The organism is Cryobacterium sp. Sr3 (assembly GCF_004402835.1).
Lineage (GTDB): Bacteria > Actinomycetota > Actinomycetes > Actinomycetales > Microbacteriaceae > Cryobacterium > Cryobacterium sandaracinum.
The window spans coordinates 1-24,032 of the sequence record NZ_SOFA01000020.1; the positions used below are offsets into that span (position 1 = coordinate 1).

The 24,032-nt window shown below is 67.1% G+C and carries 22 protein-coding genes and 1 tRNA gene; 7 read left to right on the top strand and 16 right to left on the bottom strand.

Translation table 11 applies throughout. From position 1 onward, the window contains the following. On the top strand, positions 1-119 hold a 119-nt coding region (locus tag E3N94_RS04750; protein ID WP_166790036.1), incomplete at its 5' end, for an integrase core domain-containing protein. On the opposite strand, the gene E3N94_RS04755 is transcribed toward E3N94_RS04750, so the two are convergent. From E3N94_RS04755 to E3N94_RS04800, 10 genes are all read right to left on the bottom strand, one after another. Then, the gene (locus tag E3N94_RS04755) at positions 116-1,234 is read right to left on the bottom strand and encodes a D-alanine--D-alanine ligase family protein (RefSeq protein ID WP_134341768.1); all 1,119 of its coding nucleotides are present in this window, start codon (positions 1,232-1,234) and stop codon (positions 116-118) included. The genes E3N94_RS04750 and E3N94_RS04755 overlap by 4 nt on opposite strands. Next, positions 1,137-2,234: an NAD(P)H-dependent glycerol-3-phosphate dehydrogenase gene (locus E3N94_RS04760; RefSeq protein WP_104103030.1), complete on the bottom strand. Its 1,098-nt coding sequence runs from the start codon at positions 2,232-2,234 to the stop codon at positions 1,137-1,139. The genes E3N94_RS04755 and E3N94_RS04760 overlap by 98 nt, the downstream gene beginning before the upstream one ends. 19 nt (positions 2,235-2,253) lie before the next feature. Further along, positions 2,254-2,949 (bottom strand): lysophospholipid acyltransferase family protein, encoded by a 696-nt coding sequence (locus tag E3N94_RS04765; protein ID WP_241973097.1) that lies wholly within the window; start codon positions 2,947-2,949, stop codon positions 2,254-2,256. Positions 2,950-3,082: 133 nt separating this feature from the next. Then, positions 3,083-4,405, bottom strand: a complete 1,323-nt coding sequence (gene murA, locus E3N94_RS04770; protein WP_233191550.1) for a UDP-N-acetylglucosamine 1-carboxyvinyltransferase — start codon at positions 4,403-4,405, stop codon at positions 3,083-3,085. 98 nt (positions 4,406-4,503) lie between these two features. Next, on the bottom strand, positions 4,504-5,112 hold the full coding sequence (gene leuD, locus E3N94_RS04775) for a 3-isopropylmalate dehydratase small subunit (RefSeq protein WP_104103024.1): 609 nt from the start codon (positions 5,110-5,112) through the stop codon (positions 4,504-4,506). A 3-nt stretch (positions 5,113-5,115) separates the two neighbouring features. After that, positions 5,116-6,561, bottom strand: coding sequence for a 3-isopropylmalate dehydratase large subunit (gene leuC, locus E3N94_RS04780; RefSeq protein WP_134569904.1), 1,446 nt, complete (start codon positions 6,559-6,561; stop codon positions 5,116-5,118). Positions 6,562-6,760: 199 nt separating this feature from the next. Continuing rightward, positions 6,761-7,603 carry a protein phosphatase 2C domain-containing protein gene (locus E3N94_RS04785; RefSeq protein ID WP_233194172.1) on the bottom strand — a complete coding sequence of 281 codons (843 nt, stop codon included), beginning with the start codon at positions 7,601-7,603 and terminating at the stop codon, positions 6,761-6,763. Between the two features lie 44 nt (positions 7,604-7,647). Further along, positions 7,648-8,673 (bottom strand): TerC family protein, encoded by a 1,026-nt coding sequence (locus E3N94_RS04790; protein WP_134341769.1) that lies wholly within the window; start codon positions 8,671-8,673, stop codon positions 7,648-7,650. Positions 8,674-8,911: 238 nt separating this feature from the next. Beyond that, positions 8,912-8,984 (bottom strand) — tRNA-Glu (locus E3N94_RS04795). 56 nt (positions 8,985-9,040) lie between these two features. Continuing rightward, complete coding sequence (locus E3N94_RS04800; protein ID WP_134569905.1) at positions 9,041-9,940, bottom strand: diacylglycerol kinase family protein; 900 nt, start codon at positions 9,938-9,940, stop codon at positions 9,041-9,043. Between the two features lie 55 nt (positions 9,941-9,995). Here E3N94_RS04800 and E3N94_RS04805 point away from each other — a divergent pair, with 55 nt between their 5' ends. The 5 genes from E3N94_RS04805 (at position 9,996) to E3N94_RS04825 (ending at position 15,473) form a co-directional block, all read left to right on the top strand. Next, complete coding sequence (locus E3N94_RS04805; protein WP_134569906.1) at positions 9,996-10,634, top strand: MBL fold metallo-hydrolase; 639 nt, start codon at positions 9,996-9,998, stop codon at positions 10,632-10,634. Between the two features lie 270 nt (positions 10,635-10,904). Next, the gene (locus E3N94_RS04810) at positions 10,905-12,575 is read left to right on the top strand and encodes a hypothetical protein (protein WP_166790066.1); all 1,671 of its coding nucleotides are present in this window, start codon (positions 10,905-10,907) and stop codon (positions 12,573-12,575) included. Positions 12,576-12,770: 195 nt separating this feature from the next. Continuing rightward, entirely contained in the window at positions 12,771-13,493 is a 723-nt protein-coding gene (locus E3N94_RS04815) for an ABC transporter ATP-binding protein (RefSeq protein WP_134371635.1), read from the top strand. Then, on the top strand, positions 13,490-14,791 hold the full coding sequence (locus E3N94_RS04820) for an ABC transporter permease (protein WP_134569908.1): 1,302 nt from the start codon (positions 13,490-13,492) through the stop codon (positions 14,789-14,791). Before E3N94_RS04815 ends, E3N94_RS04820 begins: the two co-directional genes overlap by 4 nt. Further along, positions 14,784-15,473, top strand: a complete 690-nt coding sequence (locus E3N94_RS04825; protein ID WP_134569909.1) for a TetR/AcrR family transcriptional regulator — start codon at positions 14,784-14,786, stop codon at positions 15,471-15,473. Before E3N94_RS04820 ends, E3N94_RS04825 begins: the two co-directional genes overlap by 8 nt. Before the next feature lie 258 nt (positions 15,474-15,731). Here E3N94_RS04825 and ald read toward each other — a convergent pair whose 3' ends face one another. Next, positions 15,732-16,850, bottom strand: coding sequence for an alanine dehydrogenase (ald, locus tag E3N94_RS04830; protein WP_134341774.1), 1,119 nt, complete (start codon positions 16,848-16,850; stop codon positions 15,732-15,734). 357 nt (positions 16,851-17,207) lie between these two features. Here ald and E3N94_RS04835 point away from each other — a divergent pair, with 357 nt between their 5' ends. Beyond that, complete coding sequence (locus E3N94_RS04835; protein WP_134415893.1) at positions 17,208-18,434, top strand: PucR family transcriptional regulator; 1,227 nt, start codon at positions 17,208-17,210, stop codon at positions 18,432-18,434. Here E3N94_RS04835 and E3N94_RS04840 read toward each other — a convergent pair. The 5 genes from E3N94_RS04840 to E3N94_RS04860 form a co-directional block, all read right to left on the bottom strand. Beyond that, the gene (locus E3N94_RS04840) at positions 18,431-19,918 is read right to left on the bottom strand and encodes an amino acid permease (RefSeq protein ID WP_134569910.1); all 1,488 of its coding nucleotides are present in this window, start codon (positions 19,916-19,918) and stop codon (positions 18,431-18,433) included. The genes E3N94_RS04835 and E3N94_RS04840 overlap by 4 nt on opposite strands. A 273-nt stretch (positions 19,919-20,191) precedes the next feature. Beyond that, positions 20,192-21,073 (bottom strand): ABC transporter permease subunit, encoded by an 882-nt coding sequence (locus tag E3N94_RS04845; RefSeq protein WP_104102992.1) that lies wholly within the window; start codon positions 21,071-21,073, stop codon positions 20,192-20,194. Beyond that, complete coding sequence (locus E3N94_RS04850) at positions 21,060-22,043, bottom strand: ATP-binding cassette domain-containing protein (RefSeq protein ID WP_233191527.1); 984 nt, start codon at positions 22,041-22,043, stop codon at positions 21,060-21,062. The genes E3N94_RS04845 and E3N94_RS04850 overlap by 14 nt, the downstream gene beginning before the upstream one ends. A gap of 10 nt (positions 22,044-22,053) precedes the next feature. After that, entirely contained in the window at positions 22,054-23,235 is a 1,182-nt protein-coding gene (locus E3N94_RS04855; RefSeq protein ID WP_134419964.1) for a DUF2092 domain-containing protein, read from the bottom strand. Between the two features lie 132 nt (positions 23,236-23,367). Beyond that, positions 23,368-23,691, bottom strand: coding sequence for a zf-TFIIB domain-containing protein (locus E3N94_RS04860; protein WP_104102983.1), 324 nt, complete (start codon positions 23,689-23,691; stop codon positions 23,368-23,370). Positions 23,692-24,032 lie beyond the last annotated feature (341 nt).

Genomic DNA, 24,032 nt, shown 5'->3' on the forward strand with positions numbered 1-24,032 from the left:
CCCGAGCAGCCACCTACCAAGACTGGATCCATAGCTACAATCACCACAGACCCCATACCGGCATCGGCGGCAAATCACCCATCAACCGTGCTCACAACGTCAGTGGGAACAACAGCTAGACCGCCAGGTGCAGCGCGGCCGGCGCGGCGCGGTGGGCGATCGCCACCTCGATCAGCTCATCAATCAACTGCGGGTAGGTGAAGCCACTGGCCAGCCAGCAGCTCGGGAACATCGAGATGGGGGTGAACCCGGGCATGGTGTTGATCTCGTTGATGACCCAGCCGTCATCGGTGAGGAAGAAGTCCACCCGCGCCAGGCCGGCGCCATCGATCGCGTCGAACGCGCGGATGGCCAGGGCCTGCATCTGGGCGAGTTCCTCGGAGGTGAGGTCGGCCGGGCAGACCAGGTCGATGCCGGACGCACCGAGGTACTTGGCGGCGAAGTCGTAGAAGTCCCGCCCGGTGACCCGCACCTCGCCGGCGACGGATGCCCGCGTCGGCTCCCCAGGACGCCCCTGCAGCACCGCGATCTCGAGTTCGCGTCCGCGCAGCCCGGCCTCGATCAGAACCTTGCTGTCCTCGAGCAGAGCAACCCGCATCGCCTCGGCGAGCTGGTCCAGGGTCGACACCCGACTCACGCCCACGCTCGACCCTGCACGAGCCGGCTTCACGAACACGGGCAGCCCGAGCTCCTCGGCCGCCGCGAACGCCATCCCGGGAGCCTCGGCCCAATCGCCGGCGGTGATGGTACGCCACGGGGCGACCGGGAGGGCAGCCTGCTGGAAGACGGTCTTGGTGAAGTGCTTGTCCATTCCGAGCGCCGACGCGAGCACGCCTGAGCCCACGTAGGGCAGCCCGACGAGTTCGAGTAGCCCCTGCACAGTGCCGTCCTCGCCGAACGGGCCGTGCAGGATCGGGAAGACCAGGTCGACGTTACCGAGCGAACGATAGCCGGCGCCGTCACTGACGGTCAGCTGGCGGCTGAGGCTGCTCTCCGGCCACCGGATGCGGGTGCCGTTGTCGAAGACCTCCGGCAGTTCGTCCGCGTCCAATGTGAACCGGGCCGGGTCATCCGCTTCGAGCACGAAGGCTCCGTCACGGGTGATGCCGACCGGAATGACGTGGTAGCGATCGCGGTCAATCGCCGCCAGGACGCCGCCCGCTGTGGCGCAACTGATCGAATGTTCGCTTGACCGACCCCCAAAGAGCAGCGCCACCGTGAGCTTGTTCGTCATCAATCGTCCTTTCGCCCTGCGGCTCCGCTGAGTCCGTGGTCAAGTGCGGGGCGAGATCCCGCGGTTTCAGAGTACCGGCCAGCACCTGGCGGACCTGCTCAACGATGGGCATGTCCACCCCCTTGGCGCGGGCGAGATCGAGAATGGGGCCGACGGACGCAAGACCCTCGGTGGTCTGCTGCATCTGCTTGACGACGTCGTTGATGCCGTAGCCCTGGCCGAGGAGCCGGCCGGCGGTGTTGTTGCGCGACAGCGGCGACTGGCAGGTCGCGATCAGGTCGCCCAGGCCGGCCAGGCCAGCCAGCGTTTCCGGATGCGCGCCGTAGGCCACCGCGAAATCGGTCATCTCCACGAGACCGCGGGTGATGATCGACGCCTTCGTGTTCTCCCCGTAGCCGACGCCGTCGACGATGCCGATGGCCACGGCGATGAGGTTCTTCAGCACGCCGCCGAATTCGGTGCCGATGACATCCGTGTTGACGTAGGAGCGGAAGTAGCGGTTGCGGGCCAGCATGGCAACGGCCTGCGCGGTCTCGAGGCTGTTCGAGGAGACCACGGCCGCCGTCGGCTGTTCCTTGGCGATTTCCAGGGCCAGGTTGGGTCCGGAGATCGCCGCGATCAGGTCGGGGTTGATCGGCAGGATCTCGGCGATGATCTGACTCATGCGCAGGCCGGACCCGCGCTCGACGCCCTTCATCAACGACACCACGATGGCGCCGGGAGCCAGGAACGGCTCGGCCAGGATCAGGTTCTCGCGCAGCGACTGGCTCGGCACCGATACGAACACCTGCTCGGCGCCGGCGAGGGCCAGGTCGAGCCTCGCGGTGGCCCGCAGGCCCTCCGGCAGGTTGATGCCGGGCAGGTAGTCGCTGTTGCGCCGGGCCTCGGTGATCTCGCGGGCGAGCTCGGGACGGCGGGCCCACAGCACGACGTCGGCCCCGCCGTCGGCCAGGATCTTGGCGAACGTGGTGCCCCAGCTGCCGGCACCGAGAACGGCCACCCGTTTGCCTGGCTGAACCTTAGGCTTCAAAACGGCCGGTCTCTTTCTGATCGTGCTCGGTCGGGTTCCAGCGCTTGGACGGCGCCGTCTCACCCCGAAGATCTTCGAGCAACTGGGTGATGGCGGCCATGACGAGCGTGGTGGCCTCGTTGAGCGTCGCCGGGTCGAGGTTGCGGCCCCGGAACTGCGCCAGGTCGAGCGGGTCACCGATCTTGACCAGCACGGTCTTGCGCGGGAATAGGTTCAGCCGCTTCGAGTAGCGCGGCATGATCGCCTGCGCTCCCCAGTGGGCCACCGGCACGATCGGGATACCCTGCTCGAGAGCGATCCGCACAGCGCCGGTCTTGCCACGCATCGGCCACAGCGCGGGGTCCCGGGTCAGCGACCCCTCCGGGTAGACGACGACCATCTGGCCACGTTCGACCAGTCGCTCGGCCGCCTTCACGGGCTCGCTGCCGCGCACGCTGCCGCCGCGCTGCACCGGGATCTGTCCCGACTTGTGCAGCAGCCACCCGATCACCGGGATTTTGAAGACGGATGCCTTCGCCATGAACCGGGGCGCGCGCCCCATATTCCAGCTCATTACCCCCATCAGAAGCGGGTCGATCTCGCTGAAGTGGTTGGGCGCCATCACGAACGCCCCCGAACGGGGGAACTTCGCGGCGTCGGTGACCTTGTACCGCACGGCGAGATTGATCACCGGAAGGATCATCATCGCCAGCACCCAGAACACGGATGGCCGCCGGGTCTCCGAACGCTCCCGCCCGGGGTTCACGACGTCACGGGAGATGTGGGTCTGGGGCGTTGGATCGGACACGGACGCTGGATCGGATGCTGGCACAGCCCCATTATCCTTCGAGATCGAAGTCAGCCCCCAACAGTTGAAGCTTGGTGATGAAGTTCTCATAGCCGCGGCTGATGATTCCGACGTTGCTGACGGTGGAGGTTCCCTTCGCGGTCAGCGCCGCGATCAGGTGGCTGAAGCCGCCGCGCAAATCGGGAACCTCGATGTCGGCGCCGGTCAGTTTCGTCGGCCCGGTGATCACGGCCGAATGGTTGAAGTTGCGCTGGCCGAACCGGCAGGGGTGCCCGCCGAGGCATTCCCGGTGGATTTGGATGGTGGCGCCCATCTCGACGAGAGCGTCCACGAAGCCGAAGCGCTGCTCGTAGACGGTCTCGTGCACGATCGAGACGCCGTGCGCGTGGGTCAAGGCGATCACGAGCGGCTGCTGCCAATCCGTCATGAAGCCGGGGTGCACATCCGTCTCGATGATGACGGGCTTGAGGTCGCCGCCCGGGTGGTAAAAACGGATGCCGTCGTCTTCGATGTCAAACGCCCCGCCGACCTTGCGGAACACGTTCAGGAACGTCAACATCTCGGGCTGGCGTGCGCCGCCGACGAAGATGTCGCCGTCGGTGGCCAGGGCCGCTGCCGCCCAGCTGGCCGCCTCGTTCCGGTCGAACAGGGCGCGGTGGTTGTAGCCCTCGAGGCGCTCGACGCCCTCGATCCGGATCACCCGGTCGGTGTCGACCGTGATGATGGCGCCCATCTTCTGCAGGATGTTGATGAGATCCATGATCTCGGGCTCGATCGCCGCGCCCTTGAGCTCGGTGATGCCCTCCGCGCGCACGGCTGTCAGGAGCACCTGCTCGGTCGCGCCGACGCTCGGGTAGGGCAGGGATACCTTGGTGCCCTTGAGCCCGTTGGGCGCGGACATCCGGATGCCGTTGGGCTGCTTCTCGACGACGGCGCCGAACTTGCGCAGCACGTCCAGGTGGTAGTCGATCGGGCGGTCGCCGATGCGGCAGCCGCCCAGATCGGGGATAAACGCCTCCCCGAGGCGGTGCAGCAGAGGGCCGCAGAACAGGATCGGGATGCGCGAGGAACCGGCGTACGCGTCGATCGCCGCGAAATGCGCGCTCTCGACGTCGACCGGGTCGAGCAGCAGTTCGCCGGGCTCGGCGCCGTCGGTGACCTTGACGCCGTGCACTTCGAGCAGCTGGCGCACGATGCGCACGTCGCTGATGTTCGGCACGTTTTTGAGCGTGCTGGGACTCTCACCGAGAAGGGCCGCGACCATGGCCTTGGTGACCAGGTTCTTCGCGCCTTTCAGTTCGATCCGGCCGACCAGGGGGATGCCGCCGCGGATGGTGATCCGGTCGCCCTGCAGCCCGACGGCCGCGCCCCAGTTCTGGGCGTTCTCGCGGTTCTGCGCGTCCGACCGGTTCTGGTCGTCTTCACGGTCCTGGGTGTTTTCGCTGATGATGCTCACAAACGTACCTGCCTTGCGGGGAGAGTGCGGGGCCGCCATGGCTCCCGGTGGGATTCGAATTCTGCGATCCGCGCTTCATCGCGCAGGGTGAGTCCGATGTCGTCGAGGCCCTCGAGGAGGCGCCACCGGGTATAGTCATCGATCTCGAACGGAACGGTGAGGCCGCCCACGCGGGCGGTCCTCGACACGAGGTCGACCGTCAGTTCGACTCCGGGACAGGCCTCGATGATGTCCCACAGGCGCTGGGCGTCGGCCTCGGAGATCTGGCCGGCGAGCAGACCCTGCTTGCCGGAGTTGCCGCGGAAGATGTCGCCGAAGCGGGGGCTGAGGACCACGTCGAAGCCGTAGTCGCGTAGCGCCCAGACGGCGTGCTCCCGCGAGGAGCCGGTGCCGAAGTCGGCGCCGGCCACGAGCACGCGGGCACCCTCGTAGGCCGGATTGTTGAGTACGAAGTCGGGGTCGGCGCGCCAGCGGGCGAAGAGGGCGTCTTCGAAGCCGGTCTTGGTGACGCGCTTGAGGTAGACGGCGGGGATGATCTGGTCGGTGTCGACGTTGGAGCGGCGCAGTGGAAGCGCGATGCCCGTGACGGTTGTGAACTTTTCCATTACTTACTCGTCTCCATCCTGGACCAGGTCCCACGGGCTCGAAAGCGTACCGCGGATGGCGGTCGCCGCCGCGACCAGCGGGGAGACGAGGTGCGTGCGCCCGCCCTTGCCCTGACGGCCCTCGAAATTGCGGTTGCTCGTGGAAGCGCACCGCTCGCCGGGAGCGAGCTGGTCGGGGTTCATGCCGAGGCACATCGAACAGCCGGCGAACCGCCATTCGGCGCCGAAGTCGGTGAAGATCTTATCGAGGCCCTCCGCCTCGGCCTCGATGCGCACCCGCGCAGAACCGGGCACCACCAGCATCCGCACGCCGGGGGCCAGGCTATGGCCCTGGATGATGTTGGCGGCGGCGCGCAGGTCCTCGACCCGACTGTTGGTGCAGGAGCCGAGGAAGACGGTGTCTACCCGGATCTCCTTCATCGGGGTGCCAGCCGCCAGGTCCATGTACTCGAGGGCGCGTTCGGCGGCCGAGCGCTCGTTGGCGTCGATGATTCCGGACGGGTCCGGCACGGTATCGCTCAGGGACACGCCCTGCCCGGGGTTGGTGCCCCAGGTCACGAAGGGTTCGAGAGTGTCGGCGTCGAGCAGCACCTCGGCGTCGAACACAGCGCCGTCGTCGGTGGCGAGGGTGTCCCAGTAGCCGACCGCGTCGAGCCAATCCTGGCCTTCCGGGGCGTGTGCGCGACCCTGAAGGTAGTCGTAGGTGATCGCATCCGGGGCCACCATGCCCGCGCGGGCGCCGGCCTCGATCGACATGTTGCAGATGGTCATGCGACCCTCCATGGAGAGGGCGCGGATGGCGCTGCCGCGGTATTCGAGCACGTAGCCCTGGCCACCGCCGGTGCCGATCTTCGCGATCACGGCGAGGATGATGTCCTTGGCCGTCACGCCGGGGCGGAGAGTGCCGTCGACGGTGATCGCCATGGTCTTGAAGGGTGTCAGAGGCAGAGTCTGGGTGGCCATCACGTGCTCTACCTCGCTTGTGCCGATGCCGAGCGCCATGGCCCCGAAGGCGCCGTGGGTGGAGGTATGCGAGTCGCCGCAGACGACGGTGATGCCCGGCTGGGTCAGGCCCAGCTGCGGTCCGACGACGTGCACGATGCCCTGCTCGATGTCGCCGAGCGAGTGCAGGCGAATGCCGAATTCCTCGCAGTTGCGCCGCAACGTCTCGATCTGGGTGCGGCTGGTGAGGTCGGCGATGGGCCGGTCGATCGCCAGGGTCGGCGTGTTGTGGTCTTCCGTGGCGATGGTGAGATCGGGGCGGCGCAGAGGGCGTCCGGCCAAGCGCAATCCGTCGAAAGCCTGCGGGCTGGTGACCTCGTGCACGAGGTGCAGGTCGATGTAGATCAGGTCGGGCGTGCCGTCTTCGCCCTTGGCGACGAGGTGTTTGTCCCAAACCTTTTCGGCCAGAGTACGCGGACGTTCTTCCAGCAGTGGTGCGTCAGTCATGTGTGTGCGTCTTCCTCAACGATGGGTATGCAGCCAACCAGAAACTCCACGACGAGAGAGGCCTCAGAACTGGGACTCGTCGCGGCAGGGAAGAGAGGGTCGACGCAGCAGCACCCTGACAGGCTAACACTGTGCGTGTGCGAGCTTTGTCTGACGCCCCTCATTCGAGGGTGCTTTCCGCTGTGTCCACGACGTCACTCTATCTGTGGCGCGCTGCTTCGCCCGTGTCGGCGGTGTCGTCCTGCTCGGGGTTGCCCAGTTCCGACTCCACATAGACGACCGTCACGTTGTCGTGTCCGCCGCGGGCCAGAGCCGCGTCGACGAGCACGTCTGCGCGGGACCGGCTGGGCAAGCTATCACCGTCATAGGATGCCAGGATCTTCGCGATCTCGGCCGCGCCGAGTTCCTTGGTCAGTCCGTCGGAGCAGATCAGGAACGCGTGCCGCCCGGACGCCGGTAGCAGCCACACGTCGGCGTCCACGGACTCGTCGGCGCCGATCGCGCGGGTGATCACGTTGCGTTCCGGATGCTGCTCCGCCTCGTCACTGGAAATGAGACCCGCGTCGACCATCTCCTGCACAGCGGAATGGTCGACGCTCAGCTGCGCCAACGTGTGCCCGTCCCAGGTGTAGACCCGCGAGTCGCCGACGTTGAAGGCCATCCAGTGGAAGCCGACGTCGTCGCCGGCGTCGACGAACGCGATGCCCGACAGCGTCGTACCGGACACCGCGGTGCCGTAGTCGTCGACGGCGCTGAGGTCGCGCACCGCATCGTTCGACGAGTGGATGGCGTCGAGCACGCGTTCCGGGGTCGAAGGTGCGTCGCAGGCGATGTGTTCCTCGAAGACCCGCACGACTGTCTGGCTGGCCACGTCGCCCTGGGCATGACCACCCATGCCGTCGGCGACCAGGAAGACCGGGGCCTGGGCCAGGAAGCTGTCCTCGTTGACCTTGCGCTCGCGGCCGACGTCGCTCCGGGCACTGAACACGAACCGCGCACGGGTTGCGGGGAGCACCAGTTCGCTCTCACTCTGCGAGGCCACGTCAGCTCCTGTGTTCGAGTGCGTGCGAGGCACGTCGGCGAATGTCACTCCTCGACGAAGTGGGGGATCTCCTCGGCGAGGGTGTGACCGCGCCGGCGAGCATCCCGCCGAGCCTTGATCAGGCTGGCGATGGTGGCCACGGCCATGGAAACCACGATCACCCCGAGAGAAGTCCAGGTGTCGATCTCCGGAGCCCAGCCCACGCCCTCGCCGCCGTTGATGAAGAAGACCTCATTGTTGTGCAGGGCATGGAAGACAAGCTTGACGCCGATGAAGAACAAGATGAATGCGATCCCGTAATTGAGGTATTCGAGGCGTTCGAGCAGCCCGCCCAGCAGGAAGTACAGCTGACGCAGCCCCATCAGGGCGAACACGTTCGCGGTGAACACGATGAAGGGGCTCTGCGTGATGCCGAAGATCGCCGGGATGGAGTCGAGGGCGAAGACCAGGTCGGTGGTGCCGATCGCGAGGAGCACGATCAGCATGGGGGTGAAGACCTTCTTGCCGTCGACCAGGGTGCGCAACTTCGAACCGTCGAAGGTCGACGAGATGTTCATGTGTCGGCGCAGGTAACGGATCAGCCCGTTGTCGGCCTCGTCCACGTCGGGCTCTTTTGCGACCGCCTGGTGCACGGCCGTGTAGAGAAGGAACGCGCCGAAAATGTAGAAGATCCAGCTGAAGTTCTCGATCAGCTGGGCTCCGAGCAGGATGAAGATGCCGCGCAGCACCAGCGCGATGATGATGCCCACGATCAGCACCTCCTGCTGGTACTTCCGGGGCACCGAGAACCTCGCCATGATGATGACGAAAACGAACAGGTTGTCGATGCTGAGGCTGTACTCCGTGAGCCAGCCGGCGAGGAACTGCCCCGCGTGCTCGGCGTCGCCCAGGACCAGCATCAGCAGGGCGAAGATCAGGGCCAGTCCCACGTAGAAGGCAACCCACAGGCTGGCCTCGCGCATCGAGGGCACGTGCGGCCGCTTGAAGACGATGAGGAGGTCGGCAACCAGGATGAGCGTCAGGACGACGAGCGACCCAATCTCAAACCAGAGCGGGAGAGCAATTTCCATGCGCGTGGAGCCTTTCACTGAAGGGGATGCTGGAGGCAGCAGGAAACCTGAGAGTCTCTCCCGTATCGATGGATCGATACCGCCGTGTCGGGCCCCTGCGACGCGGCCCGTGTTGACGTTCACGGCGAGGTGCCCGAAACGGGCACGGGGATACTCCCCTTCACTCCGTGGAGTCTACCGGGGTCTCGCTTAAATACGACACCCGGTGCCCCTCGAAAAGAAGGAAACCGGGCTGGTGTGACCCCAGCGGGATTCGAACCCGCGTTACCGCCGTGAGAGGGCGATGTCCTAGGCCGCTAAACGATGGGGCCGTTTTGCAACTCACCTAATATGCCACACGCCGATAGCTAAAACCAAACTGAGCGGCTCAGGCGTGCACGAGCAGGGCTTTGGGTACCACGTCGACCTGCACCGGCATTGCCCCGACCCTCTCCCCGTCGGCGTAGGCGGCGACCCGGTCGGCTTCGATCCGGATGCTGCGACACCGGGTGATTTCCACCTGCGGCAGGGTTGTATGCGTGCCCGAGAATACCTTCGGGAAGACGCGGAGGAAACCCGCCCGCGACAGCGGGGCCACGATGACGAGGTCCAGCAGGCCGTCGTCGATCACCGCACCCGGAACGACGCGCATGCCGCCGCCGATCGACACGTTGTTGGCTACGGAGATCAGCATGGCCCGCATCCGGCGTGGCCGGCCGTCGACGGTCAGCCGGTAGGAGATGGGCCGAAACGTCGTCAGCACCAGCAGGATGGCCAGGGTGTAGCGGCTCTTCTCGCGGGGCCGGCGCATCCGGTTGGCCCGTTCGTTGACCACGGCGTCGAACCCGGCCGAAAGCACGCCCGCGAACCAGATCGTCGTGTCGCCGCACCGCACCCGGGCGGCGTCTATGGCCCGCGGCGGGCGGGTGAGGGCATCGAGCAGGTGACGGATGGCGGCATCCGTGTCGTCGACCGGGATCCCCAGCCCGCGCGCGAGGTCGTTGCCCGTGCCGCACGGCACAATGGCCAGGAATCGACTCGTGCCGGCCAGGAGGTTGGTGCCAAGGCTGACCATCCCGTCGCCGCCGACGACCACGAGCGCGTCGACCCGCGACACCAGTGCGCCCTGGACGTCGCGGCGAAGCGCGTCGAAGCTGGGGGCGCTCAGACTGGTCACCTGGTGGCCGGCCACGACCAGGGCCTGGGCAACCCGAGGGCCGACGTCCCTGCGGCGACCGAAAGCGGCGGCGGCGTTGATGGCGACGACGAGGTGAAGACATGGAGGCACCGCTCGAGTATGGTCTCAGCTTGCAGCGCTCTGGGATTGGGTATTAGCTCAATCCATGAAACTGACGAAACTCGAGCACGCGGCTTTGATTCTTGACAAGGCCGGCCAGAAGTTATTCATCGATCCCGGCTCGTTCACGAGCCCGCTCACCGACACCGCCCGGGCTGCCGCCGTCGTGCTCACCCACGAGCACCCCGACCACTGGACCCCGGAACAGCTGGACCGCATCATCGCCCTGAACCCCGACGTGGCGATCTTTGCCCCGGCCGGGGTCGCGGCCGCCGCCGCCGGCTATCCCGTGACCGTCGTCAGCGCGGGCGACACCGTGGAGGCCGGGCCGTTTCGGCTGCGCTTCTTCGGCGGCACGCACGCCATCATCCACAAAACGATCCCGGTGATCGACAACCTCGGCGTACTCGTCGACGAGGAGCTCTACTACGGCGGTGACTCGTTTGCGATTCCGGAAGGCGTGACAGTGCAGACCCTCGCCGTTCCGGCCGGCGCGCCCTGGCTCAAGATCAGCGAGGTGATGGACTACGTGCTGGCCCTCGAGCCGCGCCGCACCTTCCCCACCCACGAAATGGGACTCTCCCGGGGTGGCAAGGAACTGTCCAACGCCCGGATTCAGTGGGCGACCGAGCAGAACGGCGGCGAGTTCTTCCCGCTCGAGCCGAACGAGTCCCTTGACCTGTGATGTTTGACGCTCCTTTCGGGGGGTAGCCCTGTAGGAATCCCACAAACGATATATAGTCAGCGCGGAATGCGTTAGCCCTGGCCCCGAACTTTTCCGGGCTTCGGTTCGTGGCTTCTCCCCACTGCTACGGTCGTGTCACTTCGGCGCGCCACCGTGCCGCACGGCCGTGAACCACCGGCCGTGACGTCGGAGTCTGACCGCGCACCGCACACCACACCACGCGAGTTCCGGCATGCCTGCATGCCTGCTCACGTCTTTCAAGGAGCCTCAATGACGAGATCTGACCGTGCACTATCCCGCCCAGGCACCATTGGCATTCGCTCCACTGTGGCCGGGCTCAGCCTCATGCTGGTCATGCTGCTGACGTTCTTCTTCCTGACCACCGGGCGGCTGGCCAGCGGCGCCGGAGAACTCTCCACCGGAGCCGTCACGGTGGAAACCGGCTCCCTGAAAGTCACCGGCGGCGCGGCACAACTCGCCGTGGGCGCCGAGACGCTGTCGGAGGGCGCGGCCGCCGCGGCCGCCGGTGCGACCGACCTCCAGGCCGGGGCGACCCGGGCCAACACGGGCGCCATCAGCCTGGCGACAGGTGCGGCGAACGCTTCGGCCGGCGCCGGTACCCTCCTCGACGGAGCACTCACGAGCGTCAGCGGCAGCACCAGGCTGGTGCTCGGCGCCGAATCGGCCGCACGGGGCGCGGAGACGCTGTCCGCCGGCGCCGCCACCGCCGCCAGCGGAGCGAGCGCTCTCGCCGCCGGTGCCGGAGCTGCTGCGACCGGTGCGGCGACTCTCGCCGCCGGCGTCGCCACAACAGGGACCGGCGCCATGAAAGTCTCCTCCGGCGCGACGCAGGTTGCCGCGGGTGCGGCAACCCTGGCCACCGGCGCCGGCCAGGCTGCCCTCGGCGCCAGGACGGCTCGCGACGGCTCGGTCCTGCTCGCCGTTGGAACGGCATCCGCCGCCCAGGGCACGAACCAGGCCCGGCGCGGCGCCGAGGCCCTCGCGCTGGGGGCGACCGAGCTCAGCGACGGAGCCCGCAGCGTCGCTGCGGGAGCCACGAGGCTGGATGCCGCACTCGCCACCCTGGCCGACCAGGTCGAGGCGGACACGATCACCCCGGACGCCCTTCTGGCCACCCTCCAGGGGCTGAGCTCCGCCGCCTCCAGCCTGCACACGGGCACCACGGGGGTTGAGTCCGGGGCTGTTGCCCTTCGGGACGGTTCGGCCGTCCTCCGCGACGGATTGACGCCCCTGAGCGAGGGCACTGCGGTGCTCCAGACGAGATCCGCAGAACTGCGCGACGGGCTCACAACCCTCGCCGCCGGCGCGGCCCAGGTGTCCGGCGGAGCTGCCGCGGTGGCCGCGGGGACAGGTGCCGTCGCGACGGGGGCCTCGGAACTCCAGGTCGGTACGCAGGCCCTCACCGCCGGTTCCGAACGGGTTGCGACCGGCACCAGCGTGGTTTCCACCGGTGCAAGCTCCCTCCAGGGCGGCACCAGCCGAGTAGCCGCCGGCGCCTCGTCGTTGTTCACGGGAGCGACGACCCTGGCAACTGGCGCTGTGAGTCTCGCCGACGGCGCAACCCGCATCTCGGTCGGCGCCGGGTCATTGACCGGCGGCACGCAGACCCTCGCGGCGGGGGCGTCCACGCTGGTCGCCGGCACCACTGCGCTCGAAACCGGGTCCACTGCCCTGGCCGAGGGCACCGAGAAGGTGTCGGACGGATCCGGGACGCTCCTCGACGGTGCGAACACGCTCGCCGCCGGCACCGCCGAGCTGAGCGCCGGCTATGCCAAGGTGGCCGCGGGTTCAGGCAAGCTGGCCGATGGCGCCGAGACGCTGAGCTTCCATCGCTCGGCTCCCGGGATCATGGTCCTGATCGGATTGGTCCTGGCAGGGGCAACCGTCTGGCTGATCCGCCGCCTGAGAATGGGGCGCTGACCGAGAACCGATAGGCCGCGGGGCCTGGATCCACTGATCCGGGCCCCGTTTTGTCCGGCCCAAAACCAAAGAAGGGGATGCACCGCCCCTGCACAGGGCGCACCCAGCTGACGCGGCATCGGTGCAGCTACTGTAATTTTGATGGCTCTGCACACGTGCGACCCGATGACTTCTCCCCCGAAGGATGCTGCCCTTATGACTGTTCCCGTTCTCTCGGCCCAGAACATCGGCAAGTCCTATGGGAGCGGGGCGAACCGTTTCGACGCGCTCAAGGGAGTCTCCGTCGACATCCGCGCCGGTGAATCCGTCGCCATCGTCGGCAAGAGCGGGTCCGGCAAGTCCACGCTCATGCACCTGTTGGCGCTGCTGGACGCCCCGGACAGCGGCGCGCTGCTGGTCGAGGGAACGGATGCGAAGAAGCTCAAGGGCAAGGAGGTGAACCGGCTTCGCAACCAGGACTTCGGGTTCGTCTTCCAGCAGTTCTTCCTCACCGCCAATGCGAGTGTGCTCGAGAATGTCGTGCTCCCCCTGAAGATAGCCGGGGTCAGCCCGAAGGCGCGCAGGGCGCGCGGAATGAAGGCCTTGGAGCAGTTGGAGCTGGCCGACAAGGCGAAGAACAAGGCCATGAACCTCTCCGGCGGGCAGAAGCAGCGCGCGGTCATCGCCCGGGCCCTGGTCAACAACCCGAAGGTGATCTTCGCGGACGAACCGACCGGCAACCTCGACACGGCCACCGGAGCCGTCGTCGAGGACATCCTCTTCTCCCTCAATAAGGACAAGGGCATCACGCTCATCATCGTCACCCACGACATCGATCTCGCTGCCCGCTGCGACCGCCAGATCTTCATCCGGGACGGGATCGAGGACATCACCAGATCTCCTGAAGCCATCTCGAAGCCCGAGGGAGCGCGCGCATGAAATTCGTCGACATCATCACATCCGCGATCGCGAACAGTTTTCGCAGCAAGCTCCGCACCGGCCTGACCGTCATCGCCATCTTCATCGGCGCGTTCACGCTCACCATCACCAGCGGCATCGGCACCGGGGTGACGAGCTACATCAACAGCCAGGTCTCGGCGATCGGTGCGGCGGATGTGCTCACGGTCTCCAAGACCGACGACGCCGCGGCGACGGAGAGCGACGGACCGGCGGCGTATGACCCGGAGAAGGCCACCACGATCAGCCTGGGCAACGGCTCGCGCCCCGGTAGCACCATCCAGGCGCTCACCGACGCCGATCTCGACACGATCAAGGCCACCAGCGGCATCCTCGGCGTCGACCCGGCGGTGCAGGTGACGCCCGACTTCATCGAGTACGACGGCAGCGGAAAGTTCGAGCTGACCGTGAACGCGCCCGCCACCCTCACCACGGCCGACCTGGCGGCCGGGGCTCAACTGGACAACGAGAGCGCCACCGACCAGCTTCTGCTGCCGACCACCTACCTCGACGCGCTGGGCTTCAGTACCCCGGAGTCGGCCATCGGCCAGACCGTCTCCATCGGCATCACTGATTTCGCGGGCACCCCGCAGCAGGTTCCGGCCACCATCGTCGGCGTGCAGAACGAGACCATCCTTGGCGCTGGGGCCGGCCTCAACCAGCAGCTGACGGACCGGCTGCACGACGTCGAACTCGCCGGCACCCCCGCCGGGGCACCACAGAGCTACGCCAGTGCGACCGCCCGGTTCGACCTGGACGCCTCCGACGAGGAGATCGTCGCGATCAAGGCCGACCTCGCCGACCAGGGCTACGCCTCGCAGACCGTCGCGGACCAGATCGGCTCGTTCGAAACCGTGATCAACGTCATCATCGGCGTGCTCAACGCCTTCGCCGTGATCGCGCTGATCGCCGCCGGCTTCGGCATCATCAACACGCTGCTGATGAGCGTGCAGGAACGCACCCGGGAGATCGGGCTGATGAAGGCTATGGGCATGAACGGCGGCCGTGTCTACGCTCTGTTCAGCACCGAGGCCGTCTTCATCGGCTTCCTGGGCAGCGCCCTGGGCGCGCTCGTTGCGGTGGGCGTCGGTTCGGTGATCAGCAACATCCTCGCTACGACCGTGTTCGAGAACCTGCCCGGACTTCAGGTCGTGCAGTTCGCGCCGAGTTCGATCGCCATCATCATCGGCGTCGTCATGTTGATCGCCTTCCTGGCCGGTACCCTGCCCGCCCGCGCCGCGGCGCGGCAGAACCCGATCGACGCCCTGCGGTATGAGTAGCACGGGTCCGAGCGGTGCGGGCCCGAACGGCCCCGGTCCGGCCGGCCCCGCCGCCGACCTGGGGCTGCGCGCCCGCAAGCGCGCGGCCACCCAGTCGGCGCTGGAGCGGGCCGCCATCTCGCTGGCGCTCGAGCACGGCTACGACCGGGTGACGGTCGACATGATCTGCGAGGCGGCCGTGGTCTCGCCGCGCACCTTCTTCAACTACTTCGGCACGAAGGACGGCGCGTTCCTCGGCGGCGCGCCGCCTCAGCCGACGGATGCCGAGCACCAGGCGTTCGTGCACGGCACCGGCCGGGACGTGCTGGGCGACCTCGTCGAAATGATCGCTGCCGCCGTGGCCGACCACTCCCCCGACACGGAACTTCTCCGTAGCCGCAGGGTGCTGATCGAGCGCACCCCGGAACTCCTCACCGGGGAGACGTCCCGCATCGCGGAGCTGGAGGAGCATCTGGTGCAGCTGGTCCTCGACCGCTTCCACGCCCAGGGGCGCACCGAGACGGGCACCCCCGATCTGGCCGACGAGGCCAGAATGGTCGTCGCCCTCGCGGGCAGTGTCATGCGCTACTCGATGCAGAAGTGGTTCTCCGGCGGCTTCACCGGCAGCCCCGGCGACTTACTGCACCACTCCCTCGCCCTGGTGCAGCGCCTGACGGGGACGGCTGTTCCGGCGCCCCGCTAAGCTAACGGGCGCCGCAGCGTCGCAGTGCCCGCAATGGGCATCCATCGTGACGTAATCTCGGAGATTTTCGGGAAACCCCGGTTTTCGCGCCCGGCTGAGCGGCGTCTTGCGAAAATCTCCGAAGTTAGCGCGGGGTGGCGCACCGGGTCTCGACGAGCTCGAGCGCCGAACGGGAGCCTCCGGACGTCGGGTCGCCGCTTCTCGACGAGCCCGACCACCGGTTGCTCGACCGGCGGCACGCCAGGAACGCTCGCGGCGCTACGCGGTGACGAGCTCGCGCCAGTCGGCCAGCGGCAGGCCGTGGGCTTCGGACACGGAACGGTTCGTGACCGCTCCGGCGGCGACGTTCAGGCCGAGGGCCAAGGCGTCATCGCGCTCGAGCGCCGCCTTCACGCCAAGGTTGGCCAGTGAGAGGGCGTACCGCAGGGTGACGTTGGTCAGCGCGTAAGTCGACGTGTTCGGCACGGCGCCGGGCATGTTGGCAACGCAGTAAAAGATCGAGTTGTGAACGCGGTAGGTCGGGTTTTCGTGCGTGGTCGCGTGGGTGTCCTCGAAGCAGCCGCCCTGGTCCACGGCAATGTCGACCAGCACGGAGCCGGACTTCATGCGCGCCACGAGAGCGTTGGTGACCAGCTTCGGGGCCTTGGCGCCCGGGATCAGCACGGAGCCGATGACCAGGTCGGCATCCGTCACGGCATTCTCGATCTCGTAGGAGTTGGACGCGACGGTTTTCAGCCGGCCCTGGTACTGCGCGTCGAGCTGGCGCAGCCGGTCGATGTTGATGTCGAGGATCGTGACGTCGGCGCCGAGGCCCATTGCCATGGCGGCCGCGTTGGTGCCGGCGACGCCGGCGCCCAGCACGACGACCTTCGCGGGGCGCACCCCGGGCACGCCGCCGAGCAGCACGCCCTTGCCGCCGGCCGGGGCCATCAGGGACTGCGCGCCGACCTGCACGGCCAGTCGGCCGGCCACCTCGCTCATCGGGGCCAGCAGCGGCAGCGCGCGGTTGGCGGTCTGCACCGTCTCGTAGGCGATGGCGGTGACGCCGGCTTCGGCGAGGGCGCGGGTGAGGTCGGGCTCGGCGGCCAGGTGCAGGTAGGTGAAGAGGATCAGACCCTCGCGGAAGCGGTGGTACTCGGAAGCGACCGGTTCCTTAACCTTCATCACCATGTCGGCGCGGGCCCAGATCTCGTCGGCGGAGTCGACCAGCTCGGCGCCGGCCACGTGGTACTCGTCGTCGGTGATGTGCGATCCGAGGCCGGCACCCTTTTCGACCAACACGGTGTGACCGGCGGCCAGGAACTCGTGCACGCCCGAGGCTGTGATGGCTATGCGGAATTCGTTGTTCTTGATTTCCTTGGGTACACCGATGATCATGGCCGACTCCGTTGCTCAGTACTGCTCAATTGAACTTGTGACAGGGGGCTGCGGCGCCACTTTCGACAGTGAACCGCAGCGGGGTCAAGACTAAATCCACCAATTCGGCCCGAACCGCACGCCGCCGTCGGGCCTGAGGTCCAGCGGCGGAGACCGATGCCGACAACGGCTCCACCGCAGCATAAATAAGCCTCGCGTTCAGGGGTTTTCCTGGTGATCCCGGTCGGCTTCGCTCCGGACCGCACCGGTCACCGAGATGGGGAACCGCTTTGTCACTCGACAGTTGTCGCGCGTCAACCCGGCAAGCGTCGCCTGATGTCCGTTTCCGGCCTGCTCCGGCCCCCTAACATTGAGCCAATGAGAACCGCGGAAATCGAAGACCTGGTCGAACACCTCGCGGCCGGCCTGGACCGCGCCCTCTCGCTCGAGGATCTCGACGGAGGCCTGCTGGCGTACAGCCGGGACCAGCCGCTCGCCGACAGCGTGCGGGTCAATTTCCTGTTGAGCAAGAAGGTGCCCGCCGACGTCAGCGCCTGGCAGTTGCAGCACGGAATCAGCACAGCGGTCCGTCCCGTCGCCGTCCCCGCCAACGCCGCGCTGGGCATGCTCGGCCGCGTCTGTGTGCCGCTGATGGTGCGGGGGTTCCGGGTCGGCTACCTGTGGGCGATGCAGGGGTCGCACGACGAATCCCCGGAGGCGATCCTCCGTGAGCTACCCGCCGTGCGCGGCCAGCTGGACCGGCTGGCCGAGACTTTGCTCGACAGCAACACCGCCGAATCCGAGCACCGCCGGAAACGTGAGGCCCTATTCCTCGCGGCCTGCCAGGCGGAGACATCCGCCATCGAGGAGATCGCGGGCTGGCCGCAGATTCATGGGACCGGCCCGTGGCATCTCGCCACCCTGATGCCCCGCCCCGTCGAGCAGGCCGACGGCGGCGACGCCACGCCCGATTTCGCCGCCGGCGTTCTGCTCCAGCGGATCTCGGCGCTGCACGCTACGGTCGGCATCGACGCGGCCCGGTTCAGCGCCGGCACCGAGACCCACGCGGTTGTGCTGCTGCGCGATTCAGCGGGCAAGGTGGCACACACCGAGATGCTTCACCGCTATCGGTACGAACTCGCCCGGCGCGGCGGCACCCCCGAACGCCCCGACCTGATGGGCTTCAGCGAGGTGTTCACCGATCTCAGACGGTTCCCGGATGCCTACATCCAGTCCCGCAAAGCGGTGCAGGCCGCCGCCGTCGACGCCCGGTTGGGCACCATCGCCGATTTCCGCCAGATCGGCGTCTACCAGTTCCTCGCGGCCAGCAGCCGCAACCTTTCCCCCGTGGAATCGGTCTACTTCACCGAGCTGCGGGACTTCGACGACAACCACGAGTTGCTTCCGATGCTGGAACTGCTCTACGACACCGACGGGTCGGTTCAGGATGTCGCGGCGGCCCTGCACCTGCACCGCAGCAGCATCTACAACCGGCTGGCGAAGATCCGCACCCTGATCGGCGCTGACCCGCTGGGCGGCCAGGTGCGGCTGGAACTGCACCTCGCGATGAAGGCAGACCGCTGGTCGCGGCGGCCGCGGATCTAGCGCCGGACGAGCGTGGCCTTCTCTGCTTGAACGTCGGCCTTCCACTCCACGATCCGGGCCTGCTGCAGCGGCGCCTTGCGGTTGACGTACCACGCGGCGCCGAGGGCCAGAAACCAGACCGGGGCCACGACCAGCGCGAGGCGCGTGTCGTCAGCCTGGCCCAGGGCCCAGAGCATGAAGGCGAAGAACGCCAGCACGACCCAGGGCATGAACCGAGCGCCCGGCATCCTGTATTTCGAGGCGGCGTGCAGGTGGGGACGGCGGCGCAGGAAGGCGAGGTAGCTGACCATGATGATGGACCAGACGAACATCGTCAGCACAGATGCCACCGAGGTGACAAGCGTGAAAGCGCCCATGAAGGAATCACCCGTGTACAGCAGCACCAGCCCGGCCAGCAGGAATATGCAGGAGAACAGCAGGGCGTTCCTCGGCACCTTGCGGCTGCTCAGCGTGCCGAAGGTCTTCGGGGCATTGCCGTCCTGCGCGAGGCCGTAGACCATCCGGGAGGTCGAGTAGATGCCGGAGTTGGCACTCGAGGCGGCGGAGGTGAGCACGACCAGGTTGACGACGATGGCCGCGACCCCCAGCCCGGCGAGGGCGAACATGCCGATGAAAGGGCTGCTGCCTTGGTCGATGGTGCGCCACGGGTTGACCGACATGATGATCACCAGGGCACCCACGTAGAAGAGCAGCAGCCGCAGCGGAATGGTGTTGATGGCTCGGGGCAAGTTCTTCTCCGGGTCCCTCGTCTCCGCGGCCGCGGTGCCGACAAGCTCGATTCCGGCGAAGGCGAAGATGGCGATCTGGAAGCCGAGCACGAAGCCGGCGACGCCGTGCGGGAACATCCCGCCGTCGTTCCAGATGTTCTCGAAGCCGGCCACGGCACCCGACGGGGAGGTGAAGTGCGTAATGATCATTACCAGGCCGGTTCCGATCAGGGCCACGATGGCGGCGACCTTGATCAGCGCAAACCAGAACTCGGCTTCACCGAACGCCTTGACGCTCGGCAGGTTGAGCAGGATCAGCGCAACCGGAGTGAGTAGCGCGGGGATCCACAGCGGCGTGCCCGGTGCCAGCACGTCGACGTAGCCGGAGATGGCCACGATGTCGGCGACGCCGGTGACCACCCAGAACGCCCAATATGACCAGCCGGTGAAGAAGCTCGCCCACAGGCCGAGCAGGTCACCGGCAAAGTCGCTGAACGACTTGTAGTCCAGGTTGGACAGCAGGATCTCGCCCATGGCCCGCATCACGAAGAAAAGCATGAAGCCGATGATCATGTAGACGAAGATCACGGCCGGCCCGGCGAGGGAGATGGTCTTGCCGGCGCCCATGAATAGCCCGGTTCCGATCGTGCCGCCGATGGCGAGCATCTGGATGTGCCGCCGACTCAGCGAGCGAGCAAGGCTCGGATCCGCGTGCGAGTCTCGGGCTGCGGCCCCGGTACGTGAGGTTCCGGGTACCGCGGTGGTGCGTTCAGGCATGGGGCTTCTTCCTCAAAACGGCACAGACGCAGCCACCCAGAGGACGACCGTGTCAACCCGTTGGGGCCTCACGGTTGTGAAGCGGCCCGACTCGGGTTCTGAAGTAGCAACGCTACGTCCTCGGGCGGGCGTCCCCCGAACCCGGGTGGCAGCCGAGGCGCACCCCAGCCCGCACCCCGCGGCCGCGGGCCAGACCTGATCGACAGGTGTCGAGCATCCGCGGGCCAAACGTCGTCGGCTGTTCGGGCGTGGTGATCCCAACCGGACACAGGGTCAAGACAATATGTCTTTGGTGGAGAACCGGCCGTAGGCCAGGGTACCGAACACGGCGATGTAGCCCAGTTGCAGGAGCACGTTGTCGCCGAACGAGCCCAGGTCCATGGGCTGCCGCAACAGGTCGGCGAAGCCCAGCCAGTAGTGGCTGAAGAGCCACGGATCCAGCCACGACAGTTGCGGGAGCACGTCGAGGATCTGCACGACGACCGACACCACGACCGTGGCGGCCATCGCCCCCACGGGAACATCGGTGAGGGTGGAGATGAACAACCCGATCGCCGCGAAGCCGAGCAGCGAGACGGTCACGTAGAGCGAGATCAGCCCGGAGCGCAGCAGCGATTCCGGCACGCTGATCACATCGCCCGAGAGCAGTGTCACCGGCCCGACCGGGAACAGTGCGGCCCCGATCAGGGTCCCGGCCACCGCAAGGGTCAAAGTCGCGGCCAGGCAGAACACGGCGACGCCGGCGTACTTGACGAGTAGCAGGCGCAAACGCCCGGCCGGGGCCACGAGCAGGTAGCGCAGGGTGCCCTGCCCGGCCTCCCCCGCGATGGTGTCGCCGGCGACGACGCCGATGGTGAGCGGAAGGAACAACGGGATGGCCACGATCATGGCGGTGAACGCCACGAACAGGCCGTTCTGGGTGACCCGGTCCAGGAAGGGCGGGCCCTCTCCCGGTGCCAAGGTCTCCGACGAAAGCCGCACGGCGACGGCGAGCAGGATGGGGATGAGAGCGATGGCGACCAGCATCGCCCAGGTGCGGCGGCGGCGGAACAGCACCGTTAGCTCGGAGCCGAGCAGGGCCGGTCCGGCTGATCGGCGCCTGCTCGGAACGCCGTTGCCCGACACCTTCGAGCTCGCCACGCTATTGGAGGACATCGAAACCTTCTCCGGTCAGGGCCACGAAACGTTCTTCCAGGCTGGATTCCTCGATCAGAAAACCGCGCACGCGCACGCCACCGGCGACGAGAGCCGTGACGATGGACTCCGGCTGCCCGGTCAGGTCGACCGACATTTCTCGGGGCAGCGGAGCCGCGACCCAGGGGTCCTGCTCGGGCACGTCGCTGTGCACGGGTGCCAGACCGAGGCCGGTCAGCACGGCTGCGGCCGCGGCGGCATCCGGTGTGCGCACGCGGACCCGCGTCTGGCCAACGTGGCGCAGGTCGGCCAGCGTGCCCTGGGCCACGAGGTTGCCGCCGCTCATCACCGCGGCGTGAGTGCACATCTGCTCCACCTCGGCGAGCAGGTGGCTCGAGACGAAGACCGTGGTGCCCTCGGCCGCGAGCGACCGCACCAGGCTGCGCACCTCGCGGGTGCCCTGCGGGTCGAGCCCGTTCGTGGGTTCGTCGAGCACGAGCAGCTCGCGCGGCTGCAGAAGCGCGTTGGCGATGCCGAGCCGCTGCTTCATGCCCAGCGAGTAGGCAGCTACCTTCTTGCCGGCGGCGTGGGTCAGGCCCACGCGCGCCAGCGCCTGCTCGACCCGGGCGCCTCGCGTGCTAGACGGCGCGTTGCGGTCGGCGGTGTCGAGCCGGCGCAGGTTGGCGGCTCCGGAGAGGAATGGGTAGAACGCCGGTCCCTCCACGAGCGCGCCCACGCGCGGCAGCACCGCGTGCAGACTGTCGGGCATGCTCTGCCCCAGCACGCTGATCTGCCCACTGCTGGCCTGGGTTAGGCCGAGCAGCATGCGGATGCTGGTGGTCTTACCGGAGCCGTTCGGCCCGAGGAATCCGAAGACCGCTCCGCGCGGGACGGCCAGGTCGATCTCGTTCACGGCGATCTGCTCGCCGAAGCGCTTGGTGAGACCCCGGCTCTCGATCGCGAGATCGGGAGCCGGGGTTGCGGCTGTCACTGTGTCGTGATCACTGGGCGGCGGCGGCCTGGAGCATCTCCACCGGAACGGATCCGGCGAAGACACGGCCGTCATCGGCGAGAAACACGTTGACCAGGGCTGTTGAGAATAGTCGCCCACCGTCGACCGCGGTCGCCAGTTCCGACATGAGCGGGTTGGCGTTGAGTTCGGACGGAACGGATGCCGCGGGCACTTCGACGATGGCGTCCCAGCCGCTTCCCGTCACGAGGGGAAGCTTCTCAGCCGGAATCTCAGGCTTGGCCTGGTCGGCGGGCATCTCGGTCACCTCGGGCATGACCGGAAGGGCGACCTCTTCGACGGTGGTGCCGGCTGGCGGGCTGAAGTCGAACAAATCGGCGGACGGGGTGCTGAAGTCGACGGCGGTGAAGCCGACCTGAAGAGCGGGGTCTTCCTGGCCGTCGGCGCGCACGGTGACTTGCAGCGGCACCCCCGTCTCAGAGTCGACCGAGATCGACACCGATTCGACCAGGGTCCGTGTGGTCTTGGGGGTGAGCACCAGCTCATAGGCCGTGCGACCGGCCACGGTGCCGTCGGTGCCGACCGAGACGGTGGTGCTCGGGTCGATCTCACTCAAAAAGCGCTCGGCAACCTGCGAGGGCGTCGACAGGCCGGCCGGGGCAGAGTCAACTATTTCGGCGAACTTCGCCTCGGCGATGGCCCGGGCGTCGGCGGGGATGGTCAGGTGGCTGGCGGTGTTGGTCTTGGAGTCGTAGGTCCATACATCCGTGCCGTTACTCACCACGTTGCGTTCGGCCATGCGGTCCTGGATCTGCACGCGGGCTTTCGCGGGGCCGTCGGAGTCACTGCCGTCCACATGAATGCGGGCCGTGTGCGAGCCGCTGAAGAGTTCCATCACGGAGGCGAGCGCTCCGGTGGCCGCCGCCCCCGGTTCGGTCGTACCTTCCGGTGCGGATTCGGCCATCGAGTCGCTCATGGACTCGGACATGCCGGCGCTCAGGTCGATGTCGGGTAGTCCCAGCTCGGCTGTTTTCTCGACGGTGCCGGAGAACGCACTGATGGTGCTGTCACTGACCATGAGTAGCACTTGCTCGGGCGTTTTGTCGGGCAGATCGACGGCTGCACCGGCCTGCAGAGGTACAGCAATCACACCGGCGGCGATGACAACCGGAACGACGATGGCGGGAAGCCACTTGGTTGAATTGCGTGACACGATCAACGACCTGTTCCGAAACGATTCATATCCTGATGCTACGCCGAGGCTCTGACAGTCGGCTCGGAATCCCGCTGGGAGGTTGCTCACAAATAGAGACGCCGAGCCGTGAGCGGGTGAGCCCGCGAACGTCTAACCGAAGAGTTCGCCGAGCCAGTTCTCCTTTTTCTTGGGACGGTACCCGTCACGGTTGTCGTAGCCACGGTCTCGGTCGTCATAACTCCGGTCGCGCTCGCCGTACTGCGCGCGGTTGCGGGTGTCCGGATACGGCTGAACCGGTGCCCCGGCGACCGGTGGGACCGGCGCTGCCTGGGCGGCTTCCTTTTCCACGCGGTCGAGGATCTTGTCGAGTTCGCCGCGGTCCAGCCACACGCCGCGGCATTCGGGGCAGTAGTCGATTTCCACACCACTGCGTTCGCTCATCACGAGGGTGGTTGAGTCATTTGGGCACTTCATAAGATTCCTCCAGGACGTCGTGGACTTTCGATCCTAGACGCCCGACCGGACTGATCCTGAGAGTCGTCGGATGACAGAAATCGTCCCAATGGATGTTCACGGGCGCTCGCGGTGGTGTGAGGGGAGTGCGCACCAATCGCTTTCGGCGGTGACGGTTTCACGGATGGACGACTCCGTCCTGAACGAATTCGACGGAGACTTTGCCAAAATTTGCCGAAAATCCGGCTCTCCTGCTTCATCCGTGGGTTAAACCCGGCCGGGGAGTGCGGGTTTGTGGCCGCCGAGGCTGAGCATGGCCAGGGCGATGAGGGCGTCGGGTGATTTGAAGCCGAAGGCGATGC